The 19,671-nt window shown below is 56.4% G+C and carries 20 protein-coding genes and 2 tRNA genes; 8 read left to right on the forward strand and 14 right to left on the reverse strand.

The window, feature by feature from the left end:
• The first annotated feature begins 151 nt into the window (after positions 1-151).
• Together cysS and U5K34_RS09685 are read left to right on the forward strand one after the other, a co-directional pair.
• On the forward strand, positions 152-1,537 hold the full coding sequence (gene cysS, locus U5K34_RS09680) for a cysteine--tRNA ligase (RefSeq protein ID WP_322568191.1): 1,386 nt from the start codon (positions 152-154) through the stop codon (positions 1,535-1,537).
• 53 nt (positions 1,538-1,590) lie between these two features.
• Positions 1,591-2,238, forward strand: coding sequence for a hypothetical protein (locus U5K34_RS09685; RefSeq protein ID WP_322568192.1), 648 nt, complete (start codon positions 1,591-1,593; stop codon positions 2,236-2,238).
• A gap of 55 nt (positions 2,239-2,293) precedes the next feature.
• Here U5K34_RS09685 and folD read toward each other — a convergent pair whose 3' ends face one another.
• The gene (gene folD / locus U5K34_RS09690; protein WP_322568193.1) at positions 2,294-3,151 is read right to left on the reverse strand and encodes a bifunctional methylenetetrahydrofolate dehydrogenase/methenyltetrahydrofolate cyclohydrolase FolD; all 858 of its coding nucleotides are present in this window, start codon (positions 3,149-3,151) and stop codon (positions 2,294-2,296) included.
• Positions 3,152-3,295: 144 nt separating this feature from the next.
• On the opposite strand from folD, the gene U5K34_RS09695 reads away from it, so the two are divergent.
• From U5K34_RS09695 to U5K34_RS09705, 3 genes are all read left to right on the forward strand, one after another.
• Positions 3,296-3,372, forward strand: a tRNA-Pro gene (locus tag U5K34_RS09695).
• Between the two features lie 585 nt (positions 3,373-3,957).
• Positions 3,958-4,033 (forward strand) — tRNA-His (locus U5K34_RS09700).
• A gap of 483 nt (positions 4,034-4,516) precedes the next feature.
• Positions 4,517-5,068 (forward strand): DsrE family protein, encoded by a 552-nt coding sequence (locus tag U5K34_RS09705; RefSeq protein ID WP_322568194.1) that lies wholly within the window; start codon positions 4,517-4,519, stop codon positions 5,066-5,068.
• 57 nt (positions 5,069-5,125) lie between these two features.
• On the opposite strand, the gene U5K34_RS09710 is transcribed toward U5K34_RS09705, so the two are convergent.
• The gene (locus U5K34_RS09710; RefSeq protein ID WP_322568195.1) at positions 5,126-5,908 is read right to left on the reverse strand and encodes a hypothetical protein; all 783 of its coding nucleotides are present in this window, start codon (positions 5,906-5,908) and stop codon (positions 5,126-5,128) included.
• A 491-nt stretch (positions 5,909-6,399) separates the two neighbouring features.
• Here U5K34_RS09710 and U5K34_RS09715 point away from each other — a divergent pair, with 491 nt between their 5' ends.
• The 3 genes from U5K34_RS09715 to U5K34_RS09725 all read left to right on the forward strand — a co-directional run bounded on the left by U5K34_RS09715 (position 6,400) and on the right by U5K34_RS09725 (position 10,433).
• Positions 6,400-8,088: an acetolactate synthase large subunit gene (locus U5K34_RS09715; RefSeq protein ID WP_322568196.1), complete on the forward strand. Its 1,689-nt coding sequence runs from the start codon at positions 6,400-6,402 to the stop codon at positions 8,086-8,088.
• Positions 8,089-8,098: 10 nt separating this feature from the next.
• Positions 8,099-9,553 carry an aldehyde dehydrogenase family protein gene (locus U5K34_RS09720; RefSeq protein WP_322568197.1) on the forward strand — a complete coding sequence of 485 codons (1,455 nt, stop codon included), beginning with the start codon at positions 8,099-8,101 and terminating at the stop codon, positions 9,551-9,553.
• 331 nt (positions 9,554-9,884) lie between these two features.
• Positions 9,885-10,433 carry a Spy/CpxP family protein refolding chaperone gene (locus U5K34_RS09725; RefSeq protein WP_322568198.1) on the forward strand — a complete coding sequence of 183 codons (549 nt, stop codon included), beginning with the start codon at positions 9,885-9,887 and terminating at the stop codon, positions 10,431-10,433.
• Between the two features lie 170 nt (positions 10,434-10,603).
• Here the strand turns inward: U5K34_RS09725 and hypD are convergent, their stop codons facing one another.
• The 12 genes from hypD to U5K34_RS09785 all read right to left on the reverse strand — a co-directional run bounded on the left by hypD (position 10,604) and on the right by U5K34_RS09785 (position 19,522).
• A complete protein-coding gene (gene hypD, locus U5K34_RS09730) occupies positions 10,604-11,698 on the reverse strand; it encodes a hydrogenase formation protein HypD (protein ID WP_322568199.1) in 1,095 nt (364 codons plus the stop codon).
• Between the two features lie 15 nt (positions 11,699-11,713).
• Entirely contained in the window at positions 11,714-12,544 is an 831-nt protein-coding gene (hypB, locus tag U5K34_RS09735; protein WP_322568200.1) for a hydrogenase nickel incorporation protein HypB, read from the reverse strand.
• 147 nt (positions 12,545-12,691) lie between these two features.
• On the reverse strand, positions 12,692-13,063 hold the full coding sequence (hypA, locus tag U5K34_RS09740) for a hydrogenase maturation nickel metallochaperone HypA (RefSeq protein WP_322568201.1): 372 nt from the start codon (positions 13,061-13,063) through the stop codon (positions 12,692-12,694).
• Positions 13,056-13,298, reverse strand: coding sequence for a HypC/HybG/HupF family hydrogenase formation chaperone (locus tag U5K34_RS09745; RefSeq protein WP_322568202.1), 243 nt, complete (start codon positions 13,296-13,298; stop codon positions 13,056-13,058). Before U5K34_RS09745 ends, hypA begins: the two co-directional genes overlap by 8 nt.
• A gap of 3 nt (positions 13,299-13,301) precedes the next feature.
• Positions 13,302-13,532, reverse strand: coding sequence for a HupE/UreJ family protein (locus U5K34_RS09750; protein WP_322568203.1), 231 nt, complete (start codon positions 13,530-13,532; stop codon positions 13,302-13,304).
• A gap of 18 nt (positions 13,533-13,550) precedes the next feature.
• A complete protein-coding gene (locus tag U5K34_RS09755; RefSeq protein WP_322568204.1) occupies positions 13,551-15,320 on the reverse strand; it encodes a nickel-dependent hydrogenase large subunit in 1,770 nt (589 codons plus the stop codon).
• Complete coding sequence (locus tag U5K34_RS09760) at positions 15,317-16,606, reverse strand: (Fe-S)-binding protein (RefSeq protein WP_322568205.1); 1,290 nt, start codon at positions 16,604-16,606, stop codon at positions 15,317-15,319. Before U5K34_RS09760 ends, U5K34_RS09755 begins: the two co-directional genes overlap by 4 nt.
• On the reverse strand, positions 16,603-17,250 hold the full coding sequence (locus U5K34_RS09765) for a respiratory nitrate reductase subunit gamma (RefSeq protein ID WP_322568206.1): 648 nt from the start codon (positions 17,248-17,250) through the stop codon (positions 16,603-16,605). The genes U5K34_RS09760 and U5K34_RS09765 overlap by 4 nt, the downstream gene beginning before the upstream one ends.
• A 2-nt stretch (positions 17,251-17,252) precedes the next feature.
• On the reverse strand, positions 17,253-18,344 hold the full coding sequence (locus U5K34_RS09770) for a hydrogenase small subunit (protein WP_322568207.1): 1,092 nt from the start codon (positions 18,342-18,344) through the stop codon (positions 17,253-17,255).
• A 14-nt stretch (positions 18,345-18,358) separates the two neighbouring features.
• Entirely contained in the window at positions 18,359-18,781 is a 423-nt protein-coding gene (locus U5K34_RS09775) for a hydrogenase expression/formation C-terminal domain-containing protein (RefSeq protein WP_322568208.1), read from the reverse strand.
• Positions 18,778-19,245, reverse strand: a complete 468-nt coding sequence (locus U5K34_RS09780) for a HyaD/HybD family hydrogenase maturation endopeptidase (protein ID WP_322568209.1) — start codon at positions 19,243-19,245, stop codon at positions 18,778-18,780. Before U5K34_RS09780 ends, U5K34_RS09775 begins: the two co-directional genes overlap by 4 nt.
• Before the next feature lie 7 nt (positions 19,246-19,252).
• Positions 19,253-19,522 (reverse strand): cytochrome c, encoded by a 270-nt coding sequence (locus tag U5K34_RS09785; protein ID WP_322568210.1) that lies wholly within the window; start codon positions 19,520-19,522, stop codon positions 19,253-19,255.
• Positions 19,523-19,671 lie beyond the last annotated feature (149 nt).

Below are 19,671 nucleotides of genomic sequence, written 5' to 3' on the forward strand. Positions count from 1 at the left end.
AAGGTTGTGGCACAGAGCGCCCATAATAATGGGTTTGCCGGGCCGGTAAAAGTCTTGAATCGTCCCGCGAATTTTGTCTGGGCCGGGGAATTCCGGTACCCTACGCGCTGGTCGGTGCGAGGTGCGCCGGCGTTTGTGACGAGTGATTCCAATGCTGCAAATCCATAATAATCTGACCCGGCGCAAGGAAGCCTTTCAGCCCATCGATCCGGCCAATGTCAGGATGTATGTCTGCGGGATGACGGTCTATGACATGTGTCACATCGGCCATGCCCGGGTACTGGTGGTGTTCGACGTGGTCTACCGCTATCTGTGCGAGGTGTTCGGAGCCGAACACGTCACCTATGTGCGCAATATCACCGATATCGACGACAAGATTATCCAGCGCGCCAACGAAAATCACGAATCCATCGACAACCTGACCGGTCGCTACATCGAGGAGATGAATCGCGATGCCGGGGCACTGGGCGTGCTGCACCCCAACCAGGAACCGCGGGCGACGCTGCACATGCAGCAGATCATCGAGATGATCGAGGCCCTGGTGGAAAAGGGCTATGCCTATGCGGCCGAGAACGGCGATGTTTACTACGATGTCAGCCAGTTTGAAGGCTATGGCCGCCTGTCCGGCAAGCATATTGAGGATCTGCGGGCCGGCGAGCGCATTGCGGTCGACGAGGCCAAGCAGGATCCCCTCGACTTTGTGCTGTGGAAGGCTGCCAAGGCGGGGGAGCCGGCCTGGGACTCGCCCTGGGGCAAGGGGCGCCCCGGCTGGCATATCGAGTGCTCGGCCATGTCCACCCACTGTCTGGGCCACCATTTTGATATTCATGGCGGCGGGCTGGATCTGCAGTTCCCGCATCATGAAAACGAAATCGCCCAGTCCGAGGCGGCCACCGGCGAGACCTTCGTCAATGTCTGGATGCACAACGGCTTTGTGCGGGTGGACGAAGAGAAAATGTCCAAGTCGCTGGGCAACTTTTTCACCATCCGGGATGTGCTGCAGCAGTATGCGCCGGAAGTGCTGCGCTATTTTATTCTCTCCAGTCACTATCGCAGCCCGCTCAATTATTCGGATCAGCATCTGGACAATGCCAGGGGGGCGTTGACCACACTGTATACCGCCCTGCGCGGGCATGAGGCGATCGAACCGGCGCCGGCCAGTGAGGCCTATGTCGAACGTTTTCGCGCCGCCATGGACGACGATTTCAATACCCCCGAAGCGCAGTCGGTGCTGTTTGATCTGGCCCATGAGGTCAACCGGCAGGCCAATCCGGCGTCGACACAACAGGCGGCCGCCACCCTGAAATATCTCGGTGGTCTGCTCGGTCTGCTGCAACAATCGCCGCAGGCGTTTTTGCAGGGCGAGGTGGCCGGCGACGGGCCGGACAGCGAGACTATCGAAGCGCTGATTCGCCAGCGCACCGAGGCGCGGGCCAACAAGGACTTTGCGGAGAGTGATCGGATCCGTGATGAACTGCATGATCAGGGTGTGATACTCGAAGACGGGCCCGGGGGCACCACCTGGCGACGCGAGTAAGTTTTCGCCTCTGGTAGCGACCAATCGTCTGAATCCATCGCAAGGAGGTCACTGTGAATCCCCGAATACTACTGCTGGTAGGCCCGCTTCTGGTACATGGCGCCCCGGTTTTCAGCCAGGCCCTGCAGGAAGATCAGACGCACGTCCAGACCTGGAATCGCTTTGCCGATCAGACACTCAAGCTGCATCGGCAATTGATTGAGGAGCTGGCCGTTAAACGCAAGACCACAACAGGGGGCTATGCCCACTTGCCGGAATTTTATCGTGAGGAAAGTTATTTTCACGACGGCGAGCTGATCAGTCGGGTGCAATGGGAAATGGAAAGCGGCGATCTGCATGTGATCGAGGTATTTATCCGCGATGATCAGGGGCGTGTCGTGCGTGATTATACAGCCGCCTATCTGCCCGAATACCATAACGCGCCAACCCAGACTCTGGTGAGTTTCCATGCCTACAATAACGGTTTGCATGCGTTTCGCAGCTTCGATGCCTCGGGAGAACTGAACGTGGAACGGTGTACCGGAACGCACGAGGGGGAGCCAGTAGAATTGCTGGTTGATTTGGGATCGGTTTTTGGAAGCGCCGAGGAGGATAGCGAATTGCAGCAAACCCCTGTTTACCAACGCTGCTTCGCTGGTCTGCCTGAGGAGCCGGGTAAGTATCTGATCCCGACAGGCCCTGCGGGCTGGAACGAGAGGTAGATGACCAGGCGCCAGGATCTAGCCTCTGGCACCTGCCCGAAGGGCATGAAGGGTATCAATGATCGTGGAAGTTGTTACAGGCGTCGACCGTATTCTGCAACAACATCGCCACGGTCATGGGGCCGACCCCGCCGGGCACCGGGCTGATCCAGGCGGCGTTCTGGCTGGCGCTGGCAAAATCGACATCCCCGATCAGCTTGCCGGCCTCGGTGCGGTTGATACCCACATCGATCACGGTGGTCCCGGGTTTGATCCAGTCGCCGTCGACGACGCCCGGTTTGCCGACGGCCACCACTACGATCTCCGCCTCGCGCACTTTGTCGGCCAGATTTTGGGTAAAACGGTGGCAGACCGTCACCGTGGCGCCGGCCAGTAACAGCTCCAGCGCCATCGGGCGGCCGACGTGGTTGGAGGCCCCGACCACCAGCGTGTCCTGGCCCTTGATCGGCTGGCCGGTGCTCTCCAGCATGGCGATCACCCCGCGCGGGGTGCACGGGCGCAGGACCGGCATGCGTACTGCCAGGCGCCCGATGTTGTAAGGGTGAAAGCCGTCCACATCCTTGTCCGGCTTGATGCGTTCGATGACAGTTTCCTGATCGATATGCGGGGGCAGGGGCATCTGGACCAGAATTCCGTCCACGACCGGATTGGCATTCAGCTCATCGATCAGGGTCAGCAGTCGATCCTGTTCCGTATCGATTGGCAGGTCATAGGCGTAGGAGTTGATACCGGCTTCTTCGCAACCCTTGCGTTTGTTACGCACATAGACTTCCGAGGCCGGGTCATTTCCCAGCAGAATGACAGCCAGCCCGGGGGCCCGCTTCTCGGCCTCCAGCCGGGCATCCACTTGCTGTTTTATCAGCTGGCGCCGCTGGGCGGCGAGGGCCTTGCCATCGATAATCTGGGCTGTCATGCAAACCTGTCCGAATTCGGGTTTCTGGGATTGAAAACCCTGTTATGATCGCATGATAGCGGCGTCAGGCCAAGCATGTGACGGAAAATAGCAGCAATTTCATTGACCTGCATCGTCAGTATGCGTATTATCGCCGCCCTTGTCCGGGGAATAGCGCAGTCTGGTAGCGCGCCTGCTTTGGGAGCAGGATGTCGGGGGTTCAAATCCCTCTTCCCCGACCAGTTCAGCGCCCGTAGCTCATCTGGATAGAGCATCGGCCTTTAAGCTCGTCCTGCGGGGCGAACGAGGAGCCTTTGCAGGGAATCGGAACCTGTAAAGTGGATCGCACTGTATCGGGGAAACCTTAACAGGTCAGGCTGATGGCAATCCCGAGGAAACCGGTGGTTCGCCCTCTGGGCGCTATGGTAAAATCACCGGGATCCGTAGAGGCCATACGTGCGACACCTGAGACGGTGAAGAGATGGTCCAGACCACAAACGGATGGAATCCGGCAGCGAAAGCTGTAGCGGGTAAGCTAAGCCGAGGGTAGCAGGTTCGAGTCCTGCCGGGCGCGCCAAATGCCCAAAGCAATTGGATGGAGGTCGCATATGACTTCATCGCGTGTTAGAGGTAAGGACGAGAACCTGCGTATAAATCAGGCAGGTTCGACAAATCGGCAGGACTGCCGATTTGGCCATCGCGAAGCGATGCCCGCAGGGCGAGGGACAGGGAAGTCCCGAGGCAATCCTGCCGGGCGCGCCAATACCCAGGCTCTAGTAACTAGATACTAGGTACTAGACACTAGACACTAGATACTTTTTTCTATGGTGGCTGTAGCTCAGTTGGTAGAGTGCAGGATTGTGGCTCCTGTTGTCGTGGGTTCGATTCCCATCAGCCACCCCAACTACAACAAAGCCCGGGATGATAAAATTTAGTCCGGGCTTTGTGTTTCCGGCAACTTCGTTGAAACTCCTTTTTTCAATATTTATTTCGTAATCTGTTGTCTGTTTCGGTTCTCGCTTTTGAACCGAAGCGTCGCTATCGCGTGCTCCGGAGCGCATCCAGTGTTTCAATTGTCGCTCGTGATTCCATGCATTCCTTAGTAGTTGATGTTCCGATGATGATGATTTTCTGGTTCGCTCGGCTTTGATGGTCTGGCGGGCTTCCCTGTACTGGTTGGGGTTATCGGCGCGGGGCCTCCGATCGCCTGTGGGCTTAGCATCAGACCCGGTCAAGGGATCCTTCGGAGACAATAGTGGTCAGTTTTTCCTCATTCATGGCTGTTTCCCGGGATATTGAGCAATCGCTCAATAATGGCTAAACTGTCATTGTTCCTGGCTTTTGTTCAAGGACACACCATTTACGTATAAATCAAAGGGGAAAAAGATGAAACAGATAATGAAAGTGGGCCATTGGCCCCGGCTGGCGCTGTTGAGCGTGATGGGTATGTTGATGTTTGGCAATCCGCTGTCAGCCGAGGAGGCGATGTCGCCCTACGGTACCTCGACGACCAATATGCACGAGTATCCGGTAATTGATGCGGTATTCGATGCCAACTATGAGGATCCTAACAAACTGAATATCCTGTACGCCTTCGTCAAAAATACCATGAAACCGCTGAAGGGCAAGATGGTAGTGGTCACCCATGGTCCCGAGCTACGTGCTTTCGCCAAGGAAAATTACGTCAAGTACCAGGGCGTGATGGACAAGATGAAGCAGCTGGCGGATATGGGCGTGGAATTTCGTATGTGCAACAACGCTCTGCGCGCGGCAGGCTATGCGCCGGATGACTTTCACGGTTTTGTCACGATAGTGCCGGCGGGTTTTCCCGAGATCGCCTATCTCCAGCACCAGGGGTTTACCTATATCAATCCATTACCCTATTCAGTGCGTGATGTTCGATATAAGGAACGCCCGGAGTTAAGGGGCAAAAAATAAACAGCAGCGCTGTTGCTGTAAAAGTATGCAGACCCGCCATCAGGCGGGTTTGTTGATTCAGAGCTGGTTGTCGGCAATGTTGACACGGGGTTGCTCAACGGACTGGCTGAAATCGCAGGATGGGGTATGGAAGGTGACATAATGCCTGGTAATTTCAATTTCCCCATTCAGTTCTTCAATGTCATTTTGTTCGACAGCCTTATCAATGGTTTCGACAAGCTTCTGTAGTGCCCGCCCTGACTGTGTCTGCTTGTTTTTGTCCAGTCCAAGTTTTTGCCAGCTGTTATCGGCGTGACTCTCTCCTTCATGACCGATTCGAAAAAAATTCTCGACCAGTAATTCGATCAGGCGACCTTTGCCAAGCTGATTAGACAACAGCGCAATGATTTCGAAATCGGGAGCATCGTCGGGAACTAAGACACGGAGTTCCTCTGGCAAAAAATCGATCAATTCTTCCCCATTAACCTGTCCATTGAGGATATCTTCTTTGACCAGTTGCTCGTAATCGGATGCGGGGTCGGAGCCAGTCCGTTTTGAAAGCTGGATCAGTGCCATCGCTTCGCTGCGATGGCCGCTAATACCGAAGCCGGAAAGAAAATGATCGAGTATATCGTGCACGAATACGGAGGTATTGATTTTCTCGCCCGTCTCCCGGGTGGCAGCGATGATGACCGGATCGTCAATGGCTATGTCGAGTTTCCAGCCCCTTGCTCCGAAACCGTCATCCCATGTCCGCTTGTAGGTAACCGGAATCAGGATTCTGTTTCCATCAGTCCGCAAATATTCAGGCGGATAGTGCAGGATATCCCGCGTCGCGTTTTGTTCGCTGTCTGGCATCATACTATTAAGCGTCGTTACTGGAATGTTTGGACTGGGTTTCCCGCACGGTTATGCGGTTGGGCCAAATCGGGTGTTAGAAAAATGACCATGCCATCGATTGTTATTATGATCCCGCGTCAGGTTTTCTGGTGACATCTTCGCTGGGGCGGGGCATGGCGGCATATCTCACTCAATTCGTTATTTATCCTCTCATCATAACAAACTTGAACGATCGTTCAAGTACTGCCATACTCGCAATTATTGAGCAAACATTCAACTATAAGAAGGGATGATGAACCGGTTTTTTCCTCTGATGAGGCGACGGTTAACCCACTGATGCAGGTAGTGCCTGACCGGAGAGGGGGAGTGTCAGGTTTCGAAGATTACTGCGACCAATTCAAGTATGGATTTATCAGTATGACAAGGCCGATAGCCGCTATGCGTGAGGAAGCGAGGATGTGTGTGGAGATTGAAATAAATGATTGTATTCAGGATGCAAGGGAGCCGGAATAATGAAAGCAGCTGATCTGTTCGTCAGGGCATTGGAGGCAGAAGAGGTGGAGTATATCTTCGGTATTCCGGGAGAAGAAAACCTGGATCTGCTCAATTCGCTCAAAGATTCGACAATCCGGCTTGTTTTGACACGTCATGAACAGGCCGCCGCTTTTATGGCGGCCACCTATGGACGACTGACCGGCAAAACCGGTGTCTGTCTGGCGACACTCGGCCCTGGCGCCACCAACCTGGTAACCGGCGCGGCCTATGCCCAGCTCGGTGCAATGCCGATGCTGATGATCACCGGGCAAAAGCCAATCAAGGCCAGTAAACAGGGTGAATTCCAGATCGTCGACGTGGTCGACATGATGCAGCCGCTGACCAAGTACACGCGCCAGCTCAGTAGTGCGCACAACATTCCTGCCCGGGTGCGTGAGGCATTTCGACGTGCCGGGGATGAGCGGCCCGGCGCGGTGCATCTTGAGCTACCCGAGGATATCGCCCGGGACGAGACCGATGCCGGGGTCATTGGCCGTAGCCGCTTCACCAATCCACGCGCCAGCGACGATGCCATTGCCACGGCGACAGAGATGCTGCAATCCGCCCGTCATCCCCTGTTACTGATTGGTGCCGGTGCCAATCGTCGCCAGACCTGTTCGGCGTTGCGGGCCTTTGTTGACAAGACCGGGATCCCCTTTTTCAACACTCAGATGGGCAAGGGCGTGATTGATGAACGCCATCCGCTGTTTCTCGGTACCGCCGCGCTGTCCGGCGAGGATTACCTGCACAGGGCGATTGAGGCAGCGGATCTGATTATCAATGTCGGGCATGATGTGGTCGAAAAACCGCCCTTCATTATGGGTGATGATGATCTCGAGCCGGCCAGTCCCGATCTGGCGGGTGCCGGTGATGCCGGATCGGCGAAAGTTATCCATGTCAATTACATTACCGCCTCGATCGATGCGGTGTATCACCCGCAGCAGGGGGTGATCGGCGACATCACTGACAGTATTGAAAGATTGACCGCCGAGGTCAAGGCGTGCCCGCACTGGGACTTTCAACGTTTCCAGACGGTCAAGCGACATCTGGATGCGCATCTGCAGGAGGGTATCGCCGACGAGCGTTTTCCGGTTTATCCGCAGCGACTGGTGGCAGAGGTTCGCCGGGCCATGCCCGAAGACGGTATCATTGCACTGGATAACGGTATCTACAAGATCTGGTTTGCGCGCAACTACCGGGCCTATCAGCCCAACACCGTGCTGCTGGACAACGCCCTGGCCTCCATGGGAGCGGGCCTGCCCTCGGCCATGGCGGCCAGGATAGTTCATCCCCGGCGCAAGGTAATGGCCATTTGTGGTGATGGCGGTTTTATGATGAATTCCCAGGAACTAGAGACTGCCGTGCGTCTGGGACTCGATCTGGTGGTGCTGATCCTGCGCGACGATGCCTACGGCATGATCAAATGGAAACAGGCCAACATGGGCTTCGAGGATTTTGGTTTGGATTACGGCAATCCCGATTTTGTGCAGTATGCCAACAGTTATGGGGCCAGAGGATATCGGGTCGCTTCGGCCGCCGAATTGCCGGAACTGCTGGCAGAGTGCCTCAACAGTCCGGGGGTGCGGCTGATCGAGGTGCCGGTCGATTACAGTGATAATGATCGCATTCTCAACCATGCCATCAAGGAACAGAGCCGGACGATTTAGGAGAAAATTTATGCTTGCACATTACCCGGCGATGATCGCCAACGACATCAGCCCGGCCGGGAGCCGACAGGTAAGCTCACCGTTTGACCAGACTCCTATTGCCGATATCGATACCTGCGACGATCAGGCTGTTGAGGCAGCACTGGCGACGGCCTATGCGCTGTTTCGTAATCGCGATGCCTGGTTATCGGTGACACAACGGATCGTCATCCTGGAGAAAGCCTGCGCGATTATGACCGAGCGTGCCGAAACGCTGGCCCTCGAAGCCGCCCGTGAAGGCGGCAAGCCATTGAACGATTCCCGGGTCGAGGTGGCGCGGGCTATCGACAGCCTTCGTCTGTGCGTTGAGTGCTTGCGCAATGATGGAGGTGAAGTCATTCCCATGGATATCAACCCGGCTTCGGCCGGCAAGCAGGCCTTCACTATTGCCGAACCTGTTGGTGTGGTGGTGGCGGTCAGTGCCTTTAACCATCCGCTTAATCTCATTGCGCATCAGGTCGGGCCGGCGGTAGCTGCCGGCTGCCCTGTGATCGTCAAGCCGGCGGAGGAAACGCCGCTTTCCTGCTTTCGGCTGGTCGAGATTCTGCACGAGGCCGGCCTGCCAGCGGCCTGGTGTCAGGCACTGGTGACCGATAACCGGGAAGTGGCCACGAGGTTGGTTACCGATCCGCGCGTCGGCTTTTTCAGTTTCATCGGCAGTGCCCGGGTCGGCTGGTCGTTACGTGCGCAACTTGCACCGGGCACCCGCTGCGCTCTGGAACACGGTGGAGCCGCGCCGGTGATTGTGGCGAAGGATGCCGATATTGACGCCGTCATCCCCCGGCTGCTGAAAGGCGGCTTTTATCATGCCGGCCAGGTCTGCGTGTCGGTACAGCGGGTCTTCGTGCATCGCAGCATTGCACAGGAACTGGCGGCCCGGCTTGCTGAAGGTGCATCGCAATTGCGGGTCGGGGATCCGACTCTGGAAGAGACTGAGGTCGGCCCGTTGATTCGTCCTGCTGAAGTCGAGCGGATAGGCCAATGGGTTAATGAGGCAGTCAGTGCCGGTGCCGAACTGCTGTGTGGTGGCGAGCCATTATCGTCAACCATTTATGCCTGCACCGTACTCTATGATCCCCCGGACGATGCCAAAGTCAGTCGCGAGGAGATATTCGGCCCGGTTGTTTGTGTCTATCCCTATGACGAGATTGAGGAGGCGATTGCCCGTGCTAACAGCCTGCCCTGGGCCTTCCAGGCCGCGGTGTTTACGGACAGCCTGTCCACGGCAAAGCTTGCCAGCAGTCGCCTGGATGCCTCGGCGGTAATGATCAATGAACACACCGCTTTTCGTGTCGACTGGATGCCCTTTGCGGGGTTGCGCCAGTCCGGCCTGGGCACCGGTGGGATTCCCTATACCCTGCATGACATGCAGATTCAAAAACTGATCGTGACACAAATGAGTGAGGGTGCCTCATCAATCCGCTGAATCAATTTTCGCGGCAACGACTAGCGTCCAAAGAGCTTGGCAGGTTCAAGCAAATTTTGACGACGAGTTTTTAATTCTGGCATCCAGTTTTGTTAAGGCAGGCAATATTTAGACGAAATGCGCTTAAAATAAAGTCCGTACTCCTTTCTATTTTAGTCTTTTTTGCTTGTCGATTGCCTCTGCCGGATCAACCTGGCACGACCATCTGATCTTTTTACCTGTGTTTAATCGATTATTTTCAATATCATACGTCAATACGTTGACAGGACCAGGAAATCTGCTTCGCTTGTGCATAACAGGATGTATTTTTACGTCAACCAGGAGGTGTCAAATGAAACTGCACAAAACGCTACTAAGTATCATGATATTTTCTCTGCTTTTGCCGTTCTCCCTGGCCGCCGCGGCGCACGGCGGTTCCGGCATGGGCATGATGGGACAAATGGATGAAGATGATTACCGGGGACACATGCAGGGCCGCGGCATGATGGGTGGCATGGGCATGATGGATGGCATGCATGGCGGGAGCATGATGGGCGGCATGGGGCCTGTGATGATGCTCGATTTGAATGATAAACAACGCCAGCAAATGCGTGATATGCAGCGCAAAATGCAGAAAAAGAACTGGGAGCGCATGGGCGAGATGATGGAGCTGCGCCACCAGTTACAGGATGTCATGGCTGCCGATAAACCGGGTACAACCGCCGCCAGTCGCATTTATGACAAGATGGCCAATCTGCGCAAGCAGATGTTCCAGGATCGGCTCGAGGCTCGTAATCGGATGATGGATCAACTCACTGCCGAGCAGCGGGAACAGCTGCGGGAGATGCGCCGTCAGTCTGGCCGCGGGATGATGGGTGGCCCGGGCATGATGATGGAGTGAATCCCTCAAGGCCGCTGCGGCGGCCTTTTTACTGAATTGTTGGGTCCGTTCCCCGTATTCTGTTGTCGGACCTTCCGCCCTGATCGGTCTTCAATCCGGTGCCGCCCTGGCGACTTTTCAGGTACCAGGTCCTGGTTCCTTGCTTGGACCTGGTACCTGGTATCTGGGCGTCAGGCCGCGGGTTTTCGTACGTTGCTCCACCAGATCCGGCAGGCACCTTCGTCGGAGACCATGCACGGGCCGATCGGATTGCGCGGGGTGCAGGCGGCGCCGTACAGCTTGCATTCGGTGGGATAGATCTTGCCCAGTACCACCCGCGCACAGTCGCAGCCCGGCGGCATCTCGCCGGCCCGTTTGCGGGCGTCATCCTGGTAGCCGGCGTACTTTTGCCGGGCATCATGTGCTTGATAGGCTTCTTTCAGACCAAAACCGGAGGCGGGAATGGTGCCGATCCCGCGCCAGTTGGCGTCGGTGACTTCCATGACATCGTACAAATGCTTTTTCGCCCGGGCGTTACCCTGTTCGCTCACCAGTTCGGGATAACAGTTATCCAGAAACGGCTTGTCCTCCAGTAACTGGCGCAGCGTCGAATAAAAGGCGGCCAGCAGGCTTTCGTTGTTGAAGCCGGCCACGGCCGCCGGAATCTGGTGCTGTTCGACGACAAAGCCCCATTCTTCCGAGCCCATGACCGTGGCCACATGTCCCGGGGCGACCAGGCAATCGAAACCGGGGTCTTCCGAGTTCAGCAGCATGGCCACCGCCGGCCAGGTCAGTCGCCCCGAAAGCAGTAACAGCAGATTGGCCGGCACGCCCTCGGCCAGCATGGCGGCCACCGGCGCGGTGGTGGTTTCAAAGCCGGCGGCAAAGAACACCACGTCTTTGTCGGGATTGTCGCGGGCAATTTGTGCCGCCTCGGTGGGCGAGGCGATCGGGCGAATATCCGCGCCGCGCGCTTTGGCCTGTTCCAGCGAGCGTGCTTCGCTTTTGCGCACATTGACCGGAACGCGCAACATATCGCCGAAGGCCACCAGAATGACATTCTCGTGCAGGGCGATCTGGATGGCTTCGAAGACATCTTCCTCGGGACAGACACAGACCGGACAGCCGGGACCGGGAATTAATTCAATCTGGTCCGGCAGCGCGCTGCGCAGGCCGGCCTGGGTGATGGAGCGTTCGTGTCCGCCGCAGACATTCATGATGCGTACTTTCTCCGGCAAAGGCAGTTGCCGGATCTGTTGCAGCCATTGTCGCGCGTCGAGGCTCATCAGCGGTTGCCGACCTCAGGGATGGGCCGGCTCGCCGGCGTGCCACCGGGCGCCGTCCGACTGGATTTTGGGCACGACCGTTTCGCCCTGTTCAAGCCGCCCGCGGTGGGAGGTAATGGCATCATCCAGCCAGTCGAACCACGCTTCCAGGCCCTGTTGCCGGGTGGCCGACAGAGACAGCATGGGCGCCGGATTGGCCAATTGCCGCAGGCACTGTTCGGCCTTTTGCGGATCAAAATCATCCAGTACCGCGAGCAGATCGGTCTTGGTCAGCAGCATCAGATCGGCGGCGCGAAACATGACCGGGTACTTGGCCGGCTTGTCGTCGCCTTCGGTCACCGAGAGCAGGGTGATGTTGTGGTGATGGCCCAGATCGAAACTGGCGGGGCAGACCAGGTTGCCGACGTTCTCGATAAAGATCAGATCATAATCGGCCAGGTTCAGCTGGTGCAGGGCGTCGTGCACCATGTGCGCATCCAGGTGACAGGCGCTGCCGGTGGCAATCTGGATCGCGGTGACGCCTCTTGCGCGGATTCGTTCGGCGTCGTTTTCGGTCTCCAGATCCCCTTCGATAACGGCAATGCGATAACGATCGGCCAGGGCGTCAATAGTCGCCTCGAGCAGGGCGGTCTTGCCGCTGCCGGGGGAGGACATCAGGTTGATGGCCAGCACGCCATGCTTGTCGAAATGCTGACGATTGTGCATGGCCTGATGGTCATTTTCCGAGAGCAGGCTTTGCAGTACCGTTACCGCCGACTTGCCGTCCGCGGTTTTTTCCAGTTTGCCGGCCGGTTGCAGCAGGTGCCGGTTGCCGGAAGTAATGTTGCAGCCGCAGGTATCACACATACCGACTCCTTTTTCAATAAGTTCTAAAGCGAACCACCAAGACACCAAGGCACAAAGATTTAAAGAAACATAAAGCTATTTTTATCTCGGGCTTTTATATCAATTTTTTCTTGGTGTCTTTGTGTCTTGGTGGTAAGCATTGTTTTGTTAACATGTTGCCGTTTTCTTGTTCGTTGCACGATCCAGTTCCAGGCTCGCTAGTAACATTTCATCGCCGCTGAGCAGGCGCGTTTGCCAGTGACCGCAGTGACCACAGATCAGTTTGTTGGCGGTAGCCTCGGATTCGCCGCCGCATTGCTGACATTCGATCCGGATCGGTAACAGTTCGATGTCGAGTATGGCATCCCGGGCAATGCTCCCGGCAACAGCGATCGGAAAGGCTTGCTGCAGCAATTGCGGCTCGACACCGGAGAGGGGGCCGATCTGGACTTTCACCCGGTGTACCGCGCTGGCCCGGTTGTCCCGGGCCACGGCTTCGATCTGGCTCAACATGCTCTGGCAGATCGACAGTTCATGCATTGGAAAGAGCCGATTCGGCGGCCAGGATCTCGTCGAACAGTTCCCAGCTGGAGCGGGCATCCTGTTCACTGATTTTCTGAATCGCATAGCCGACATGCACCATGACGTAATCGCCAGGTGCAATCGAATCATCCTGCATCATAAACAGGCTGACAGTGCGCTCCACGCCCTTGGCCTCGCAGCGGGCGCTGTAGCCGTCGATCTCGACAATCTGCATGGGAATGCCAAGACACATGAGTTATTCGCCCTTTGCCCGTTGTGATTTTCTGAAGGCGGTCAACTTGTGTTTGGTATACAGCCCAACGGCCAGCCCTGCCAGTAGCATCAGCAGGTGATCGGGCTGGGTCAGAAGATGCCATATTCCGTCGACCAGTCCCTGGTGATGTTCACGGGAAGGGTGCGCGACAGCAGTCCCGCTTAACAACAGTGCTGAAGCGAAAAAAAATCCCTGTTTGATTCTATGCTGCATGATCAATGCCTCCTTAATTCAGACCACTTTGACGTTCATCAGCTCTTCACCCTCAGTATCGGTCACATGCACCGCGCAGGCAATACAGGGATCGAAACTGTGGATGGTGCGCAGGATTTCGATCGGTTGTTCGGGATCGTGCAGTTTGTGACCCTGCAGGGCCGCCTCGTAAGGCCCGGCCTGACCCTCGGCATCGCGGGGACCGGCGTTCCAGGTGCTGGGAACCACGGCCTGGTAGTTGTCGATCTTGCCGTCCTTGATGACGATCCAGTGGGCCAGGGCGCCACGCGGGGCTTCGGTATAGCCAACGCCACGGGCTTCTTTGGGCCAGGTCGAAGGATCCCAGAGCTTTTCGTTATGGGTTTTGACATCGCCGTTACGGATATTATTCACCAGCTGGTCGTACCAGCCCATCATCCCGTCGGCGAAGATCTTGGTTTCCAGGGTGCGGGCGGCGGTGCGTCCCAGGGTGGAATACATGGCCTCCAGCGGCAGATCGAGCTGGCGCAGGGCTTTGCTGGCCAGCTCTTTAGTCTGCTCGTGTCCCTTGGCGTAGAGTAGCAGCACCCGGGCCAGCGGGCCGACTTCCATGGCGTGACCGTTCCAGCGCGGGGATTTCATCCAGGAGTAGGACTGATCGACGTTGAGATGTTGATAGGGCGGTTGTGGGCCGTCGTAGTTTAATTCGGTCTCGCCGTCATAGGGATGCAGCCCCTGATCCTTGCCGCCGCTGTAGTTGTACCAGGAGTGCGAGATATATTCCTTGATCTGTTTTTCATCGTTGAGATCCACGTCATACACGGTGGAGAGATCCCGGTTGAGGATCGCCCCGCGCGGAACCAGAAAAGAATCGACGCTACTCATGCCGTCGGTGGGGAAGTCGCCGTAACTCATGAAGTTACCAACCCCTTCGCCCTGTTTGGCCCAGTCTTTGTAAAAGCTGGCAATGGCCAGTGTGTCGGGCAGATAGACCTGATCGACGAAGCGCTGCATCTCTTCGATGATATCCTTGATCTTGGACAGCCCGTTCTGGTTCAGGGCGGTGGCGCCCACACCGCCGCGGTAGCGCGGACCTTTGCCTTTGCCCTGATGGCCCGGGTCGATGCTGATGGCCGATGGTGCTCCGCCGACCAGGAAGTTGGGATGGGGGTTCTTGCCGCCGAGGATGGTATGCAGTTGCACGACGTTACGCTGCCAGGCCAGGGCCTCGAGATAGTGCGATACTGCCATCAGGTTGGCTTCGGGGGGCAACTTGTAGGCCGGGTGACCCCAGTAGCCGTTGGCAAAGATCCCCAGCTGGCCACTTTCGACAAATTCCTTGAGACGTTTTTTCGTATCAGCAAAATACCCGGGCGAGCTTTTCGGGTTCGCCGGGCTGACTTTTTGTGCCAGTTGCGAGGTGGCCCTGGGGTCGGCATCCAGGGCGGAGACCACATCGACCCAGTCCAGGGCATGCAGGTGATAAAAATGCATGACATGGTCATGCACATACTGCGCGGCGATCATCAGATTGCGAATCAGCTGGGCGTTGGGCGGAATCTCATAGTTCAACGCGTCTTCCACCGCGCGGACCGAGGCGATGCCGTGCACCAGGGTACAGACACCGCAAATACGCTGGGCAAAAGCCCAGGCATCGCGCGGGTCCCGGCCGCGTAAAATAATCTCGATACCCCGCACCATGGTGCCGGAGGAATACGCCTCGGTAATGGTGTCGCCATTGGTTTGCGCCTCGATACGCAGATGGCCTTCGATACGGGTGATCGGATCAACAACAACGCGTTCACTCATGAGTCATCTCCTGCTGCCCTGGGGGACGAGGTGACGAGGTATTCAGCCAGCCATTCGCTGAGTCCGACCACTTCGATCTCGTCCATATTGTTATCTTCGAGTCCTTCTTCGAGCATGTTGCGACAGTTGGAACAGGCGGTGACGATACGCTCCACGCCGATTTCTTCCAGTTGTTCTCGCTTCTTGCTGAATACCTTGCGACGCAACGGCTCGGCGCGTTCATTGGCACTCACGCCACCGCCGCCGCCACAACACCAGCCCATCAGGCTGTGTTCGGTCATTTCCACAAAATCGGTGGCGACCATGTTCATCAAATTGCGAGGCTGTTCCATGACGCCGCCGCGACGTACCATCTGACAGGGATCGTGGAAGGTCTGGCGAGTCTCATCCTTGCCCTCAAGCTTGAGTTTACCCTGGGTCCGTAATTGATCCAGCAGTTCAATGATGTGGACGACCTCGAAGGGATAGGGTTTGCCGATCAGATTGGGACCTTCCCAGCGCAGGGCAGTATAGGCGTGTCCGCACTCGGGACTGATGACGTATTTGACCTTGAGTTTCTGTGCGCCATCGACGATGCGCTGGATCAGTTCGGCCGCGATATCCGATGAGCCGATTTGAATGCCGCTGTTGGTGCCCTCGAAGGCCTCGGAGCTCAGGGTCCAGGAGACCCCGGCCTCGTGAAAGATACGCGTGACTGCCGGGATGATTTCATTGAACTGGGCGATCTCGGCGGATGACAGTAACATCAGGTAATCGACGCCCTGCTTGTCCAGCGGCACTTCCATGCCAGCCTCTTTTTCCGCGTGTTTGATCTGGGCTTCCAGGGTCTTCAGGGTGACTCCCATCGGGCTGCCGATCTCGATCGCCCGTTTGCTGGCTTGTTGCAGGCCTTCCGGCGCGTGGCCGGAGGCCGCCATGGCCTCGCGCATTTTGCGCACCATGGTGACGATGTCGTTACCGACCGGACAATACAGGGAGCAGCGGCCGCACAGGGTGCAACTGTCATAAACCAGCGTCTCCCATTTGGTCAGATCATTCTCGGTGATATTGCGACTGAGACCGAGCCATTTTTTAATGCGTCCCGCAAACGTGTATTCCCGCTCCCAGACCCGTTTCATCAAATCGAGTTTGTGGATAGGGGTGTATTGCGGATCGCCGGTTTCCGTATAAAACAGACAAGCATCGGCGCAAATGCCGCAATGAACGCAACTGGAGAAGTACGACGCAATGGGTGCATCGATCTGTTCTTTCATGGCATTGACTGCCCGGTCGACGGATTCGCTCATACTCGAACTCCTTTACGCCCGGCATTGGCGCCGTTATACCAGCGGGAAAACAGGAAGGTAATGGCGTGACTCAGTTTGGTAAAGGGGAACACGACCAGCAACAGATTCACACTCATGATATGCAGTGCGAGTACCAGTGTGTAATCCGGCCCAACATTATGAAAGGCCATATAACCGGTTGCGACCGGGAGAAATGTCACCAGCCAGGAAAAATAGTCGCCCACGGTCGATAACATGCGGCGCACCGGATCGGTAAAACGCAGAGACAGGGAGAAAACCAGTGCGGCCATGGTGACGATGGTAATAATATCAATCAGCGACGTCGGCAGTGCCGGCCAGGCGATATTGAAGCCTTGCTTGAACAGCTGGATATGCGGTGCATAGAACAACAGCACCACGATAAAACCGATGTGCCACAGGTATCCCGACAGGTGTTGTTTCCAGGTGCCGCTGACCGGCAGACTACGGCTGAAAATAGTGCGCAGACCGGGCCCCATCTGGCCGGCCCGTGCCCTGGTAAGATCGGTTTTTCTGCCCAGCAGCAAGATTTCCAGTACCCGGATAAGCATGCCGATGATGAAAATCACCAGTGCCGCCTGTAAGGCCGGGCCACGTGCCCAGGTAAGAAGTTCCAGGGAGCTCATGATTATGAGTCCTCCATATCTTTGGTGGTGACCGTATAGTGTTTGTCTTTGGCCCTGGACTGTTTGTACTTGTTATACAGTCCGACGCCGGCACCGGCCGCGGCACCGGCAATAATGGCGCCGGTGGCCGCGCGACTCAGATCCTCGGGCGATGAGGAGATGGCCTGGTAGAAACTGCCGGCATCCCAGAAATTAGGTTCCGAGCAACCGATACAGCCGTGACCCGACTCGATGGGAAAGCTGACGCCGTTGTTCCATTTGGCCGTGGCGCAGGCGTTGTGGGTTGTTGGTCCCTTGCAGCCCAGTTCATACAGACACCAGCCGTTGCGAGCGCCTTCGTCGTCGAAGGTCTTGGCAAACTTGCCCTGGTCGTAAAAGGGGCGGCGATAGCAGCGATCGTGAATCGTATCGCCGAAAAAGGAGAGCGGGCGGTTGAGATTGTCGAGTTCCGGCAAGCTGCCGAAGGTCAGATAATGAGAAAGGACGCCGGTAATGACGATCGGAATCGGGGGACAGCCCGGGACATTGACAATCGGCTTGTCGTGGATCAGGTCCATGACGGAGCGAGCTCCGGTCGGATTGGGATTGGCATAGGGGATCCCGCCAAAGGCGGCACAGGTGCCGACGGAGATGATGGCGGCAGCGTCTTTCGCCGTCTCTTCGAGCATTTGTAAATTACTGATACCGGCAATCGTCGAGTAGCCACCGCCAGCTCCGGTGGGAATGGAACCATCGACCACCAGCAGATATTCGCCCTTGTTGTCGTGCATGGCCTGTTCCCGGGCCTCCTCGGCAGCGGTTCCCGAAGCGGCTTGCAACGTATGGTGATAATCAAGCGAGATCGCGCTGAGAATCAGGCTTTCGACAGACGGGTTGTGGGATCGGGTCAGTGATTCGGTACAGCCGGTGCACTCCTGGAAGGAGAGCCAGATCACCGAGGGGCGTCGGGCTTTGCCCAGGGCATCGGCAATGGCACCGGCCATGCCGGGTGATAAAGCCAGCATCGAGGCGGTGGCGGCACAAAACTTGAGGAATCCACGTCGACTGATGCCCTGGCCCTGTAGGTGTTCGGCAAGTGTTTCATCCTGCTTCATCACTTTACTCCCCGTTAGCTGTTGAGGTTGCGATCGGAACGGTCAATCAGTTGTTGAAGTTGCTGCCCGGCCTGGTGAAGATCCTGTTCATCGGTTTTCAATATTTCCGGCAAGGCGGTGATTTCGATAAATTCGGCGATATTTTCGTCTTCATTGTTGAAATGGCTCACCCACCAGAGACCGGGGATGGCGGTTTCATAAATCTCCGTCGGCCCCATGGCATCGATCGTGACGTGGATTTCACCGTAACCCAGGGTCTCCTTGAGTTGTTCGTAGTCGCCGGGGAACATGGGCAGGCTGCGCAGATCGACCGAATCAGTCATGCCCTGTTGTACCAGGCACTCGAGCTTGGTCTGCAGTTCAGTGAGGATGGCCCGCACCTGGCTGGGTGAAGTGGGCGGCTCGATACTGACAGTGATCTCGTCCAGTTTGGTCATACTTGCCAGCTCCGGATCTGTTCAACGACCTGCTCGCAGGCGAGCGGAATGGCGGCGGAGACGGCGTCGGTGGGCGATTCGCCCCAGTCCAGTTTTTGTGGCTGGATGCCGATCAGGGCACGCCGGTTCGGGAAGCTGCCACTGAGTCGGCTGATGTGCATCAGATCCAGTAAACCTACTTCGTGGACACTGCGTTTGTTGCCCTTGCCCAGAAATTGATCCATCTCGTCATTAACAAAGGCTTTCACTGTGCCCGGGTCGGCATGCAGCTGGGCCGCATCGATGACAATCAGGTTGTCGGCTTCCTCGATATCCGTTGCCAGGGTAAAACTCAGGGTACCACCGTCAATCAGCCGGGTATCGGGCAGCTCGGGATAATGGTCCTGAAGATAATGAATGGCATGTACGCCGACGCCTTCATCGCTGAGCAAAGTATTTCCGATGCCGAGAATCAGTGTCTGCATACGCAATTCAAGATTTTTGTTGTTTTATGTATTCGACGATCACACGGACAGTGGCTTCATCGAGATTGAAACGGTGCTGGCGTATCGTTTTGCCATTCAGCAGTTCTGCGATCTGTTCCGGTGCGCTCTTGATTCGGCTGGCCGACCGGTGGCATTGCGCGCAGTGTTGCTGAAACAAACCGGCACCGTCACTGGCATGGACGGAACCGTTGATGGTGAAAAAGCCGACCCCGAATACAATGCCTGAGAAAAACGACAGGGCTTTATTATTATTCATCCAGCCATCCTGTTTTTACGTTTCCGGTTGTACGTTTCGGTTATGACAATCTTATGACCGAAAACATCTTCACAAAGATTAGCAGGCATAGCGAGTTTGGCAAACCGAATAATGATCCTTACATAGACATACTGGTAATACTGGTTTGA

The sequence above is a fragment of the Thiohalophilus sp. genome, from assembly GCF_034521165.1.
Lineage (GTDB): Bacteria > Pseudomonadota > Gammaproteobacteria > UBA6429 > Thiohalophilaceae > Thiohalophilus.